13 protein-coding genes are annotated in these 13,937 nt (G+C 57.8%); 3 read left to right on the top strand and 10 right to left on the bottom strand.

The genetic code is table 11. The features are described 5' to 3' along the window. Together F0319_RS15060 and F0319_RS15055 are read left to right on the top strand one after the other, a co-directional pair. On the top strand, positions 1–3,363 hold a 3,363-nt coding region (locus tag F0319_RS15060), incomplete at its 5' end, for a hemagglutinin repeat-containing protein (RefSeq protein WP_188035108.1). Then, the gene (locus F0319_RS15055) at positions 3,350–3,601 is read left to right on the top strand and encodes a hypothetical protein (RefSeq protein WP_127729056.1); all 252 of its coding nucleotides are present in this window, start codon (positions 3,350–3,352) and stop codon (positions 3,599–3,601) included. The genes F0319_RS15060 and F0319_RS15055, both read left to right, overlap by 14 nt. 56 nt (positions 3,602–3,657) lie before the next feature. Here F0319_RS15055 and F0319_RS15050 read toward each other — a convergent pair whose 3' ends face one another. From F0319_RS15050 to F0319_RS15035, 4 genes are all read right to left on the bottom strand, one after another. Beyond that, positions 3,658–4,746: an AAA family ATPase gene (locus tag F0319_RS15050; RefSeq protein WP_149367292.1), complete on the bottom strand. Its 1,089-nt coding sequence runs from the start codon at positions 4,744–4,746 to the stop codon at positions 3,658–3,660. 146 nt (positions 4,747–4,892) lie between these two features. Continuing rightward, on the bottom strand, positions 4,893–5,852 hold the full coding sequence (locus F0319_RS15045) for a YbgA family protein (protein WP_149367291.1): 960 nt from the start codon (positions 5,850–5,852) through the stop codon (positions 4,893–4,895). 102 nt (positions 5,853–5,954) lie between these two features. Then, the gene (gene uraH, locus F0319_RS15040) at positions 5,955–6,371 is read right to left on the bottom strand and encodes a hydroxyisourate hydrolase (RefSeq protein ID WP_149367290.1); all 417 of its coding nucleotides are present in this window, start codon (positions 6,369–6,371) and stop codon (positions 5,955–5,957) included. A gap of 99 nt (positions 6,372–6,470) precedes the next feature. Continuing rightward, complete coding sequence (locus tag F0319_RS15035) at positions 6,471–7,196, bottom strand: MerR family transcriptional regulator (protein ID WP_149367289.1); 726 nt, start codon at positions 7,194–7,196, stop codon at positions 6,471–6,473. Between the two features lie 117 nt (positions 7,197–7,313). Between F0319_RS15035 and F0319_RS15030 the strand changes: the two genes are divergently transcribed. Beyond that, positions 7,314–7,838: a lipocalin family protein gene (locus F0319_RS15030; protein WP_008500115.1), complete on the top strand. Its 525-nt coding sequence runs from the start codon at positions 7,314–7,316 to the stop codon at positions 7,836–7,838. 3 nt (positions 7,839–7,841) lie between these two features. Here the strand turns inward: F0319_RS15030 and F0319_RS15025 are convergent, their stop codons facing one another. Genes F0319_RS15025 through F0319_RS15000 form a run of 6 tightly spaced genes read right to left on the bottom strand, consistent with a single transcriptional unit; the run spans position 7,842 to position 13,878 of the window. Beyond that, entirely contained in the window at positions 7,842–8,852 is a 1,011-nt protein-coding gene (locus tag F0319_RS15025) for a fimbrial protein (protein ID WP_111964361.1), read from the bottom strand. Further along, a complete protein-coding gene (locus tag F0319_RS15020) occupies positions 8,852–9,370 on the bottom strand; it encodes a fimbrial protein (protein ID WP_111964279.1) in 519 nt (172 codons plus the stop codon). Before F0319_RS15020 ends, F0319_RS15025 begins: the two co-directional genes overlap by 1 nt. Continuing rightward, complete coding sequence (locus F0319_RS15015; RefSeq protein ID WP_149367288.1) at positions 9,361–11,886, bottom strand: fimbria/pilus outer membrane usher protein; 2,526 nt, start codon at positions 11,884–11,886, stop codon at positions 9,361–9,363. Before F0319_RS15015 ends, F0319_RS15020 begins: the two co-directional genes overlap by 10 nt. Positions 11,887–11,906: 20 nt before the next feature. Beyond that, entirely contained in the window at positions 11,907–12,584 is a 678-nt protein-coding gene (locus F0319_RS15010) for a fimbrial biogenesis chaperone (protein ID WP_111964281.1), read from the bottom strand. A gap of 53 nt (positions 12,585–12,637) precedes the next feature. Next, positions 12,638–13,222: a fimbrial protein gene (locus tag F0319_RS15005; protein WP_149367287.1), complete on the bottom strand. Its 585-nt coding sequence runs from the start codon at positions 13,220–13,222 to the stop codon at positions 12,638–12,640. Between the two features lie 53 nt (positions 13,223–13,275). After that, positions 13,276–13,878: a helix-turn-helix transcriptional regulator gene (locus F0319_RS15000; protein WP_111964283.1), complete on the bottom strand. Its 603-nt coding sequence runs from the start codon at positions 13,876–13,878 to the stop codon at positions 13,276–13,278. Between the last annotated feature and the right edge of the window lie 59 nt (positions 13,879–13,937).

Here is a 13,937-nt window from a genome sequence, read left to right as displayed (position 1 = left end):
AAAAGCGTCGGACTGCAGGCGGGTCGCGACGTGAATCTGGCTGCAGAAGAGACCACGCAGGGCGACAGCTATAGGTCAGGCAAGAAAACCGTCATCAACGAATCGGTGCGTCAGCAGGGAACCGAGATCGCCAGCGGGGCGAATACCCAAATCCTCGCCGGGCGCGATGTCACCACCGAAGCCGCGCAGGTGACGGCGAAGGGCGATATCGGCGTGGCGGCAGGCCGCGACGTCAATCTCAATACCGCAACCGAAAGCGACTATCACTACAAAGAGCAGACCAAAACCAAAAAAGGGTTCCTGAGCAAGAAAAGCACCCACACCATCGAGGAGAACAGCGCGACGCGTGAATCCGGCTCATTGCTGAGCGGCGACAACGTGCAGGTGGTTGCGGGCAATAACCTGTTAGTGTCAGGCTCCGCCGTCGCGGGCGATGGCGACGTGAAGCTGAAGGCGGGCAACAACGTCGATATCGTGGCGGCCACGAACAGCGATACCTCCTGGCGCTTTAAGGAAGAGAAAAAATCCGGCCTGATGGGCTCGGGCGGGATTGGCTTCACCATCGGCAGCAGCAAAAGCACGCACGATCTCCGTGAGAAGGGCACTACCCAGAGTCAGAGCTTCAGTACGGTGGGTTCGACGGGAGGTAACGTCGCGATTTCTGCCGGAAACCAGGCCCATATCGGCGGTGCGGATCTTATCGCCGGGAAGGATTTAAGCCTCAGCGGCGACAGCGTCATCATCGAGCCGGGGCACGACAAGCGCACCCGGGATGAAACCTTCGAGCAGAAGAAAAGCGGGCTCACCGTGGCGCTCTCCGGCACCGTCGGTAGCGCTATTAACAATGCCGTGAGCGCGGCGCAGGAGACCAAAGAGCAAAGTGATGGCCGTCTGAAAGCCCTTCAGGCCACCAAAACGGTGCTATCCGGCGTGCAGGCCGGGCAGGCAGCGGATATGGCGGCAACCACCGGCGATCCGAACGCAATGGGTGTGAGCCTCTCGCTGACGACCCAGAAGTCGAAATCACAGCAGCATGCTGAGAGTGATGCGGTGGCAGGCAGCACGCTGAACGCAGGCAATAATCTCTCCATCACCGCGAACGGTAAAAACAAAGGCGCGAACAGCGGGGACATCGTGATTGCGGGCAGCCAGCTGAAAGCCGGGGGCGATACCACGCTGGATGCGCAGAACGATATTCTGCTGTCCGGTGCAGCGAATACCCAAAAGACCAGCGGCAAGAACAGCAGCAGCGGTGGCGGCATTGGGGTGAGCATCGGTGCCGGAGGCAACGGCGCGGGTATCAGCGTGTTTGCCAACGTTAACGCCGCGCACGGCAAGGATAAAGGTAACGGTACCGACTGGACCGAAACCACAATCGACAGCGGCAAAAACGTCACCCTAAAAAGCGGGCACGACACCGTGCTTGATGGCGCCCAGGTTAACGGCAATAAAATCGTGGCAGATGTTGGTCATGACCTGCTGATGCGCAGCCAGCAGAACAACAGCGACTACGACAGCAAGCAGACCAGCGTTGCGGCGGGTGGCAGCTTCACCTTCGGAACCATGTCCGGTTCAGGCTATATCAACGCCAGCCAGGACAAGATGAAGAGCCGCTTTGATTCGGTGGCCGAACAAACCGGGCTGTATGCCGGGGACGGCGGCTTCGACATCACCGTGGGGCATCACACCCAGCTTGATGGCGCGGTTATCGCCTCCACCGCCACGCCGGACAAAAACAGTCTCGATACCGGAACGCTGGGCTTCAGCGATATCCACAACGAAGCGGACTTTAAAACCTCGCACTCCGGTATCAGCCTGAGCGGCGGCGGCAGCTTTGGAGATAAATTCCAGGGCAACCTGCCGGGGGGCATGATTTCCGCTGCGGGTAATAAAGGCCATAAGGAAGGCACCACGCAGGCAGCCTTAGCAGAAGGCTCCCTCACTATCCGCGACAAGGCAAACCAGAAGCAGGACGTAGCCGATCTGAGTCGCGACACCGAACATGCCAACGACAGCATCAGCCCGATCTTCGACAAGGAGAAAGAGCAGAACCGCCTGAACGCAGTTGGAATGATCAGCGAAATTGGCAGCCAGGTGGCGGATATTGCCAGGACGCAGGGTGACCTGAACGGGCTGAAGGCGGCACAGAAAGAAACCGGCGCAACACTCCCCGCAAACGCGACAGAGAAACAGCGCCAGGATTATCTGGCGAAACTGCGAGATACCCAGGCATACAAAGAAGTGATGGTGACGTACGGAACCGGCAGCGCCATGCAGCGCGGCATCCAGGCGGCCACGGCAGCGCTGCAGGGACTGGCGGGCGGCAATATCGGAGGGGCGCTGGCGGGCGCGTCAGCACCGGAGCTGGCGTACATTATCGGTCACCGTGCAGGCATTAATGACGACACGGCGGCAAAAGCGATTGCCCATGCCATCCTCGGCGGCGTAACCGCAGCCCTTCAGGGCAACAGTGCCGCAGCGGGCGCTGTGGGGGCCGCATCCGGTGAACTGATTGCGACAGCGATTGCCAAACAGTTCTATCCGGACACAGACCCGTCGAAACTGACGGAAGATCAGAGGCAGACCGTGAGCACGCTGGCGTCTGTTTCAGCGGGCATAGCTGGCGGGATTGCTGGGGGGAATACGGCTGGTGCGGCGGCTGGGGCTAGTGCCGGGAAGAATAGTGTTGAGAATAATGAGTTTGGCCTACCTGGAATGGGCAGTTACTTGCAGTCTCAGGGCTCGCTGATGTTTAACACTAATTTGATTGATGAAAATGGAAATATCATGAATCCGATGAGTGATGAAGAGAAAGTTAAAGCCTCTCAACACATGGTCGTAGGCGATATGCCAGACAGTACAAATATTACGAAGGTGATTGTAAATGGTTACAAAGATGGTGTGATGATAGCGGGCGCGGCGTATTTGGCTCCGGTTGCAACCGCTGGGAAAGTGGTCGGGGGGATAGTCATAGCGGAAATTGCGAATGGGACATATCAATGGTTTGATATTAACAGCGAAAAGAATCTTAGTCTCCCGGTTAGCCAGCAAAAAACATGGGATTATAAATCGAGTTTATCGGCAGGCGTCTCCGCGGCATTAGTGGCAGGGCGCGGACCACTGGCTGGTCTGGGGATTTCTTACGGCGGTACTTTGTTCACAGATGGCGCGGATCCCGGTGCTTTTGCAGGAACGACGTCTGGATGGATATTTGGTTCGCTAGTCAACGTGGTTGCTCCACCGTTGCTTAGTCCTGTGCTAGGCCCGGGAAGTGCGCCAGTTAGCGATATTATTGGTTCTCTGGGGGGAGAGTTTATCGGCAATGCTGTTAAAGATGAGGTGAACAAAAATGACAAAAAATAAACCTACTATCGCCAGGTTACTGTTCAGCATTGCCTACCTGTTTGTTTGCTGCCTGGTGTTTTTCTCTCTGGCCCTGATTGTCGTTAAATTCATCATCAGCCATGAAGTGGTTTTTGACCGGCCAGAGATCAAGCGGGTGGTCGTTGTAAGCGCTATTGCAGCAATCGCGGCAGCCGTCAGATCGTGGTTATATGCATTACTCGATGAACGCAAGATACGAAGGAAGCCCCCGGAGTAATGTCGAGTTTGGGACTATGTTTCTTTTTGTTGGGCTTCTAAGGAGGAGAATGCGGCTTACCCCAGCCTCTCCACCCTCGTCTCCCCCTCCGCCATAGACAGCTGATACAGCGAAAACGATCGCTGTTTCTCAATCAACTTCGCCAGCTCCGGCGAGTGGCTGGTGAGCCAGATCTGCGAGTAGCGGCTGGCCTCGGCGATTAAGCTCGCCAGGGCGGGCAGCATCTGCGGGTGCAGGCTGTTTTCCGGTTCGTTCAACGCGATAAACGCCGGTGGGCGCGGGCTGAGCAGCGCTACCGCAAGGCACAGAAAGCGCAGGGTGCCGTCGGAGAACTCCGCCGGTTCCAGCGGTCTGCTCAGCCCCTCGCGCTGCATCATCATGCGAAAACGTCCGCCAGTGTTGTCGCTGTAAAACACGCAGCCGGGGAAGGCCTGATCGAGGATGCGCATCAGCAGCAGCTCGTCACCAATCTCGACGATGGTCTGAAACGCGGCCGCCAGGTTGGCGCCGTCGCTGGCCAGCACCGGGGAGCGGAAACCGACCTGCGGGGCGCGCATCGCCGAGCCGATTGATACAGAAAACTCATGATAAAAGCGCCAGTTACGCAGGGACTCGCGCATCTGCGACACTTCCGGGTAAAGGTGTGGTTCGCCGAGCTGTCCGAATACCGATTCGTTCTCGTACAGCGTGCCGCTGTGGGTCACCTTCTCGTGATGCACGTTGTTCAGAAACACCGCCTGGTTCTTACGCTTCATCAGCTGTGACGAAGGACGACGGTGCTGGCCGCTCAGCCAGATGGACTCCTCTTTGATCACCGGGTCGAGCTGAAACTGCGAGGGATAGGGCAGCTTCTCCACAAACCCGACCTGCAGCTCGTATTCGTAGGTCTCTGTTTCCACCGCGAGGTTCATCCGCCGCAGCTGGTCGCTGCGGGTTTTGCCTGCCCAGAACACCTTCAGAATGCCGCCCTCGTTCGCCAGCGCCTGGGAAAACTGCCCCTGAGCGGCGCTGTGCATTAGATGTATCGCCTTGTAGATATTGGATTTCCCGGTGCCGTTCGGGCCGAAGACGATGTTGAGCTGCTCCAGCTCCAGCGACATGTCGCGGATGGAGCGGTAGTTTTGAATGTGCAGGGTGTTGATCACAGGCAGGCCCCTTTTTGCAGAATAGGCCTGTATATAATCACAGTCTTTGAGATGAAATGCAAAAAAGAGACGACAGTGAGGATGTCGTCTAAACGGGGTACTGCTTTGGGCCTCTATGGGTCAATGGGGCCTTCGCATTTTTTTCATCACTTGACTGCCAGACGCAGACCCAAATCATCAGGATAGGGATCAAAGTAGTTTTGCGTCATCAGATACCGGTCGGGGTATTCGGCCAGGTAGTGCTTCAGCAGCGTGATCGGGGCGAGGATAGGCAACTGTCCGTTGCGATAGTGCAGGATCACGTCGCGCAGCTCGCCGCGCTGGCGGCTGTTCAGTTGGTTACGGAAATACCCCTGAATATGCATCAGCACGTTGGTGTGATTCTTCCGCGAGGCGGGTTTTTTCAGGATGGTCATCAGCTTTTCCCGGTACGCCACGAAGAAGGCGTCCAGGTCTTCCCACTCGTGCAGCGAGGCAACGAACGGGCCGATTTCACGGTAACCCGCCTGATGGTGCGCCAGCAGCTGGAGTTTGTAACGGCTGTGGAAGTCCAGCAGCGCGCGGCGCGTGAGGCCATTTTTACGCAGCGAGTTCAGTTCGTGCAGGGCAAAAACACGTTCGACGAAATTTTCCCGCAGCACCGGGTCGTGCAGGCGTCCGTCCTCTTCCACGGGCAGCCACGGCCAGGTTTCAAGGAGGGCAGCGGTGAACAGCCCGACCCCCTCCTTGCGGCCCCGGTTGCCGTTTTCATCGTACAGCCGCACGCGTTCCAGGCCGCAGCTTGGGGATTTTGCACAGACGATAAATCCCGACAGATCGCCGATTTTTGGCAGATAGTCCGCCGTAAAGTCGGCCATTTTCTGCGTGAGGTCATCATGAGGCGGCTTGCTAAAACGGAGCTGCGTTTCGCCGCTTTCCGTCAGCGTCAGGCGTATGGCCGGGCGAGGCGTCGGCAGGCCGATGGCCATCTCCGGGCAGACGGGCCTGAAATTCACCCACTGGGCCAGCTCATCCATGACGAAGCCCATACGCTTGTGTCCGCCGTCAAAGCGAACGGCGGATCCGGTCAAACATCCGCTAATACCCAGCACTGGTTTCGTCGTCATGGTGTGGTCCTCCCGTTCATATAATTAAAACTTACACAACATGACTAATTTGTCCAAGTATTCGCGGAACTATTTTTTTTATTCCTTTAGAATCAATGCGCCTTAGCTGCCCTTATAGGTCGAGTAACCATACTGGCTCAGCAGAAGCGGGATGTGCAGCTTCTCGTTGGTGCGGGTCACGGTAAACAGCACCGGGATCTCCGGGAAGAAGGTGTCCAGCTTTTTGCCGTGGAAGTACTCTGCGGTTTTGAAGGTCACTTTATACACGCCAGGCTGCATGTCCTGGTCCTGCGGATAGAGTGATTTGATGCGTCCGTCCTGGTCAGTTTTACCGCTGGCGATCGGGGTCCATTTGTCCTGCTGCTGCTGCTTTTCCAGCGTGACGGTGACGCCCGGTGGAGGCGTGCCGGTTTGCTGGTCGAGGATGTGTACGCTCAGGGTGCCGGCCGGGGCGGCGCTAAAGGCGGCAGGGGTAAAGGCCATCGCGGCCAGCATCAGCAGAGGGGCAGTTTTTTTCATGGTATTTTCCTGTGGAGTTATACGTCACAGGAAAACGTTAGCATCTGCGGCGCGGGAAAATATTCAACTTTTCGTGAAGATTCCCGCAGGAGAAAATTATCAGAGGATAATTACATCAAGCGATACCTGCTGCTGCCACTGCTCCACCTGCTTTTTCCGCGCGGCGGTGAGCTTGCCGCTGGTGACCAGAAGCCATTTACGCTCCGGGAAAATTTCCGGTGCCAGCGCGTCAGGCGGAACCGGCAGGATGTCGATGCGGTGGCCCTGGCCGGTGCGCGTTAGGGCTTCGAGCCAGATCTCGCACGGGTCGTTCAGGTGCCAGCCGCTGAGCAGAATATTATCGCCCGGCGCTTTTTTATCGCCTTCGAGGCAAAACGAGGTGTAGGCCATGATGATGCCGTCGAGGATCGCGCGCAGGGTCATGGCGGCGGCGACGTTGGCCGAGACCTGGCTGCGCAGCGGGCGCAGCACGTTCGTGACCAGCTCTGGCCTTGGGTACTCGCGTCCGGCGTCGTAAATCATCTGGCGCAGGGACTCGACTTTGCCGTCCTGCAGGCGTTGCAGCATGTTCTGCTGGAGGGTTTGCCAGTTGTTGGTCCGTCCCGGCGTCGGGCGTTCCAGCAGCGGTTTGACCTGGCCGATCGGGACGCCTTTTTTTACCCAGTCGAGGATTTTGAGCGCCTGCTGGACGTCCTCATCGCTGTACTGGCGGTGGCCGCCTTCCGTGCGCTGTGGCTTGAGTAAACCGTAGCGACGCTGCCACGCCCGCAGGGTGGTGGCGGTGATGCCGCTGAGTCTGGCGAATTCGCCGATGGAGTAAGCCATGTCCGTGTCCAGAGTGGAGGAATACTCTCAATATACTACGAATTTTCCCGAACGGGATGAAGCGCCGAAACGGTGCACTACACTTAACATCCAACCGCGCAAATGAAAGGAATTCTCATGAAGCTATGGCCCGTTGTGACCGGTGTTGCGATTGCTTTGACGCTGGTCGCCTGTAAATCCCCCACGCCGCCGAAAGGCGTGCAGCCTATTACTAACTTCGAAGCCAGCCGCTATCTCGGCAAATGGTACGAAGTCGCCCGTCTGGAAAACCGCTTCGAACGCGGGCTGGAGCAGGTGACGGCGACCTACGGCAAGCGCAGCGACGGCGGTATCAGCGTGCTTAACCGGGGGTACGATCCGGTGAAGAACAAGTGGAATGAGAGCGAAGGCAAAGCGTACTTCACCGGCGAGCCGACCACGGCCGCGCTGAAGGTGTCGTTCTTCGGCCCGTTCTACGGCGGGTATAACGTGATCAGGCTGGACGATAAGTACCAGTACGCGCTGGTGAGCGGCCCGAACCGCGATTACCTGTGGATCCTGTCGCGCACGCCAACCATCCCAGATGCGGTGAAGCAGGATTACCTGAACACCGCGCGCAGTCTGGGCTTCCGGGTTGACCAGCTGGTGTGGGTGAAGCAGTAGCCCCTACTGGTAGGAAAACGTAATGCTGGCCAGCGCGTTGGCCGAGCCGGGGACCAGTTCACCGGTTCGGATGTACCGCGCCTGGAACGGTAACGTGAGCGTTTGTGCCGCCGTGGTACTCTGGATAAAGAACTGGCCGGTCGCACCCGCGGCCGAGCTGTCCGGCCCCATCATCAGCGGCCCGCTGCCGTTGTAGAAAAACTGCACCCCAACGCCGGACGCCGTGGAGTCTCCGGTTAGCGTCACCACCGACGAGGTGTTCGACGGCGTGGTCTGATCGGTCATCACCGCGTGAACCGCCACGTTCGCGTCGCAGGTCAGGCCGACGTTAAACGTCCCCGATGGCGACGTGCTTCCCACCGTGGGCAGGGTGCGAATATCAATGGTGCCCAGCGCCACGCTGGCGTTTTTGCTGCCGACCGTACACCCGCTGGCGGTCACCGTGATGGTGGTCGGGCTGATAATCACCTGCGCCGTTTTTGTCTCGTTGTTATAGGCGGTGAGCACCGCGGCGTTGATGGTCGGGATCTGATAGACGCCGGATTTAAGGGCGGCACCGGTTTTAATAAAGGTGACCTTTGCTGACCATCCCAGATCCTGGGCAAACCCACTGGTGCCCTCTGCCGGGTAGCTTTGCGTGATACCGGTCTGCAGGGGAATATATTGTGTACTCTTAAAATCCTTCAGCCCGATGATATATCCCACGCCCGGTACGCCGGTCTCAAAAATGGTGTAATTCGCGCCGTCGACGGTGACCGTCGCACCGCTTGAGATGGCGCTGCTGCTGGGCTGCAGCGTGCCTTTGTTGCAGGTAAAAATAAGCCCGCACCAGAACACCTGCTGCACGCTGGCGGTGGCGCTCCAGGTTGAGCCGATAATGCTGCCCGGCACCACGGAGTCCGCTGGCCCGCTGTAGGTCATCGGCTGAGGGGAGAGCGTAATGTCCGATTTCCAGTCCAAAGCCTGCACGCTGGTGCAGAAAAGTAATCCGCTGAGAAGAAACGCTAAACGCATCATAGATACTCCGTTGTCCAGGTGGCGAGGGCTGACACATCACCGGCGCTCACGGGTGTAGCAGTGGCAACCAACTGCGCGTAGAAGGTCATCTGTACGCTGTCATCCCCCGCGGTTCCGTATGCGGTGGTCTTTGTATTCAGGGGAATGAGTACGCTCTCTTTATCGAGGATTTGCACCGCCACGCCGGTAGCGCCACCGTCGGCAATTTTCAGCAGCTGCGGGTTGGCATCATCCGGCGTTCCGCTGAAGCGAATTTTTACGCCAGCAAAGGTTGGCCCGCACGCTTCAAGCCTGAGCGTGAAGGGCGTTTTGATATTGCTGACGGCCCCGGCACGGCTGAACTGTTTAATACCAATAGTGCCCAGCGGCACGTTCTGCTCCCCGGAGTCCTGCGCCACCACGCAGGTGTTGCCGATCAAATTGCCGGTGACGGAGACCAGCACGTCGTAGCCGCGAACGGGGAGCGTGAAAACCAGCAGCAGCGCAATGCAGCCGATCCGAAGCGTTACTGACATACCACCTCCTGAGAATAAAGACCGGTGCGGGCGCTATAGTTCTGCTTGTTTAAGGCATAGGTAACGGCGCAGCGCTGGCGGTTGCCGCGACCCCACACGGCGTTCAGCGTGCCCTTCTCTGACAAACCGGAGAGATACAGGCTGCCGCCATCGCCGACGATGCCGCTGGTTTTGTCATCATCGAGCGAGACCAGCGTGCCGAAGGGGAGTACGTCGTTGCCGTGACGCACGATAAACATCGCTTTTGCCCCCTGGTGCGTAGCGAAGGTGGCGCGAACCAGGGCGCCATCGGTAGGCGTTTTGTTGGCGATGGCGTTTTCCAGCTCCACGTCGTTGCCAGCGGTCGTCACGTCCAGCGCGACCTGGTTAACGCGGTAAGGCGTGGCGTACGGGATCACCGCGTAGCCACGGCTGTCCGTTTTGATGCCCTTATGGTTAAGCACGGCAATGTTGCTGGCCCCCGGGGCTTTCACCAGAATGTTGGTGTTCCCGAGCGGCTGGCTCAGCGTCAGGCCATCTTCATGCACTACCGCGCCGCCGCTGATGCCGTAGCTGAGGTTGCGGGAGTCGCTGGCGTAGCTGTAGCCCAGGTTGTAATCTCCCCACGCGCCTTCGTATTGCAGAGTGGCATCGCCGCCGTAGTGCTGCTGCGCGCTGTAGCGCTGGTTGACGCTATAGAACAGGTTTTCCTGGCCCGGCAGGTAGCCGCTCACGCCCGTGCTGGCGGTTGTGCCGGTGGAGTCCGCATGGGTCGTGGTAAAGCGCGCACGGGTCGACAGCGTCGGGTTGCCCAGCGGGACCGAAATCGACATCGACAGGATGTTATCTTTCTTGTCATCGTACAGGCTCGAGCTTCGCTGGACGCTGACGCCAAGAGACACATTACGAAACGTGGCGTTCCACGCAAACTGCAGGCTTTGCGTGGTGTCTGACGTGTTCCAGTAGGTCTGCTGATCCCACGACAGTGACAGCGAGCCGTATTGTCCCATCGGCTGCGACAGCAGCAGCTGGTTTTTTGCCTTACGCGACATGCGCAGGTTGTACATGGTGTCGTATTGGGTGGTGACGGTGCCATCGTCTTCCACCGTCTGCTTTGGCGATCCGCCCGACATGCGTTTGTACGTGGTGTCGCTGAGGGTATAAAACCCTTTCGTGGAGTAGCGCAGCGAGAAGAAGTTAACCCGCGTGCCAATATCATTCAGCAGCTTGCTGTAGCGCAGGCGCACCGAATCACCGGTATAGTGCCGATCGTCCGCCAGCTGGCTGCGGGCGTGGGTCAGGTCAATAGAATAGGCGCCAAAGCGGCCGAGGTTCTGCCCAAACCCGAAGGCCAGGCCGTTATAGCGATCGGCAAACTGCGCCCCACCGTAAAACGTCAGGCCGTATCGCCAGCCGTAGAACAGCTCGCCCTGCGCGAAAGAGGGCGCATCCTGATTGCCCGTCGGACGGTATTTCCCGGCACCCAGGGCATATTTCACCTGTCCGTTACGCACCAGGTTCGGCACGCTGGCAAAGGGAAGCGTGTATTGCGTTTTGCTGCCGTCGTTCTCCTGAATGGTGACCGCCAGATCGCCTCCCGAGGAGGTCGGGTAGAGATCTTTCAGCACGAACGCCCCCGGCGGAACGGAGGTTTGATAGATGATGTTGCCGTTCTGGCGAACCGTGACCGTGGCGTTGCTGCGCGCAATGCCCCGGACTTCAGGAGCATAGCCGCTGAGGCTGGCGGGCAGCATGTTGTCATCGGTTTTCAGGGCGATACCGCGCAGGCCCACGGAGTCGAAAACCTGCGCCGAGGTGTACGTTTCCCCGGCGTACACCTGCGCGCGCAGGGCGTGAATATCGCGCTGCAGCCAGGTCTGCACGTGGGTAAGTTCATTGCTATCTTTGGTCCACGTGGTGAAATCACGCAGCCGCCACGCGCCCAGGTTGACGCCGCTGTTGAGGCTTGCAAACAGCTGCTGTTCCCGCGTGCGCGTCTCGCCGCGATATTCATTATTCGAGCCATTGACCACGTAATTCAGCCACGCGGCAGGAATGCCCGCCTCCCAGCTTTCCGGGCTGACATATCCGCGCGGCAAATTGCGCATCACACTTTGCGGTACGGTGAAGCTCAGGGTGAGCGTCTTTTGGTCCAGATCAAACTGCGTATCCGCAAACGCCTTCGTTAAGACGATGCAGCGTTGCGCCAGCGGCAGCACTCCGCCTTTCGCCTGATGACTATCGATGCCCAGCGCGTCGAATTGCTCGGGCGTGAGGCAGGGCAGCGCTTCACCCGAACTGTCTTCAGCAAGGCGGAACGTGACGTTACCTGTGAACGCGTAGTTGGTATTGATATACACGTTGAGGTTGTAATCACCCGGCGGCAACGCGCTCCCGGCGTTGACCCAGGCGAGATCGGCGCTGTTCGCGCTCTCGCCGTTGAGGAATGCGGGGTTAAATTGCAGCTCGCTTTCAGCAGCCACGGCTTGCCGAATCACCAGGGAGATCACCGTGGCGCACAGGATTTTTATTTTCACGTGGTCACGCCTTACTTTTATTATTGGGATAACGACGCGCGCGTGGCGGGAGTCCATGCCCCGTAATCGTTAATGGTCTGATAGCTCATGCTGCCCGCATGGCTGAAGGTTTCGGCCAGCGTCACGCTGCCTTTCGGGGGCACCATCACCGGCTGCACCGGCATACCGTCAATTTTCACGTTGATTGTGGTGAGGTAGTACGGCGTGGGGTTGCTGAGCGTAACCTTTCCGGCACGGTAGACACCGGCCAGTTTTTTCCACGCCTCTGCCGGGCTCTCACTGAGTCCTTCCGGGCGATAAAAGACCTTGATGCGGTTAGCCGACGCAAACTGCAGCGTGTTCCCGGAGCCGCTTTTAGCCTGCTGGGGGATGGCTTTGACCGTCATCCAGTAGAGCGTCTCCCGATCCTCTGGCAGGGCTTTGCCGTTAAACATGATTTTTACCGCGCTTTCGCTGGCCGGTTTCATGACGTACAGCGGCGGCGTAATCACGAAGTCGTTGGTGCGTTCGCCTTTCTCATTCTCCATCCAGGACTGGATGAGGAACGTGGCGTCGGGATGGGTGTTTCTCACCTGCATCATGGCCTGGCTGGTGGCGCTGGAGTAGACCATTCGCGTTGCGCCCAATCCAACGCCGCCGGCATAGACGGCGGAGGAACATAACGCGCCCGCCAGGCAAATCCATGTGTTTACGCGCATAGTGTTTCTCCTGAAAGCTAAGACAGGCCCGGCTCGCAGACCGGGCCTGAAGATTACGAATAGGTCACGGTGTAAGTCGCGACGGCGCTGGCATCGCCTGCGGTGGCGCCGCCCTTCGGCGAGTAATATTTCGCGCTGAAGTTCAGTGTGTTGGCACCCTTACGCAGAGGGATGGCCGATGCCGGTTCACCCAGCTTCACCACATTGCCTTGCTCGTCATAAAGGCGAATAGCCACGTTTTGCGCAGAGTTGGCGCTGCCGTTTGCACCGACGGACAAGCTATTGATATCGGAACCGTCCGGCGTACCGGTGAAGGTGACGGCCACTGTGGTCGCAGCAATCGGGTTCTCTGCCGTTGAGGCTGAGGTATCGGCGATTTCACAATCTTCCAGGGTGATGGCAAACGCTTTTGCCGTGCTGGCTTCACTGCCTGCCGTCTTCAGCGTTGCGGTCCGCACTTCACCCATATCCACGTCAATGTTGGCGCTTCCTGCGCTGATGGCGCAGGCGGAGGTCACCACTTTGCCGCTAAAGTTCACCGTGCCGCCGCTGGTGCCGGCAGCCAGCGCCGAGCCCACTGGCAGTACTGCCGCAATAGCGATCGCAAGCAGCGTTTTATTATTGAATTGAGCTTTCATTGTCCTGATTCCATTATGGTGTTATGTCGAGATTTGCTCTGAAAGCAGCAGGTCTAACTGGTTAAAAAGACCAGCAAATCTGTCTTGTTCCTGAGCCCGAGTTTTCTTATCGCTGAGCTTTTTAACGCGCTGACACGACGGTAAGAAAGCTGCTCTGTTTCGGCGATGTAACGCATATCCAGACCCTTTCGCAGTTCCTTCAATACCCTCCATTCACCCGGCGTCAGCGATAACGCCGTGGGTTTTTTTATTGGGCGATAACGGCTATCGACCATTTTTAATACGCTGGCTCGCCAGTGATAAAGCGGGTCCTGTAGCGAGATATAGGCGTCTATTTCACCGCGTATCCACAGCCAGGAATTTGCCGGTGCGGAATACATGCAAATAAGTACGTCGGGATAGAGGACTTTCATCTTCCTGATATATTTCAGGCAATCATATCCCGCGTGATATTTCTCCGTGCCGGATAAAAAAACTACGTCTACAGGTGCGGCCGCGAGTATTGTTTCAATCTCCGCATAATTATCGATCGATGCTGTTATCTGCATGGTCGGGACAATATTTTTTAATAACGCGGCGATCCCCTGACGCGCAAAGTGATCTCCACCCAATAGCGCGATATTTAAATGACGTGTGTTGTTGAGCTTATTCGCCATGTCATTCCCTCGATTTATAATTGTAATGAGACTCTTCTGTCGGGCAGAACGATGCCTGT

The organism is Enterobacter vonholyi, assembly GCF_008364555.1.
Taxonomy (GTDB): domain Bacteria; phylum Pseudomonadota; class Gammaproteobacteria; order Enterobacterales; family Enterobacteriaceae; genus Enterobacter; species Enterobacter vonholyi.
The sequence above is the reverse complement of the archived record's forward strand: the minus strand, read 5'-3'. Positions and strand labels throughout refer to the sequence as shown.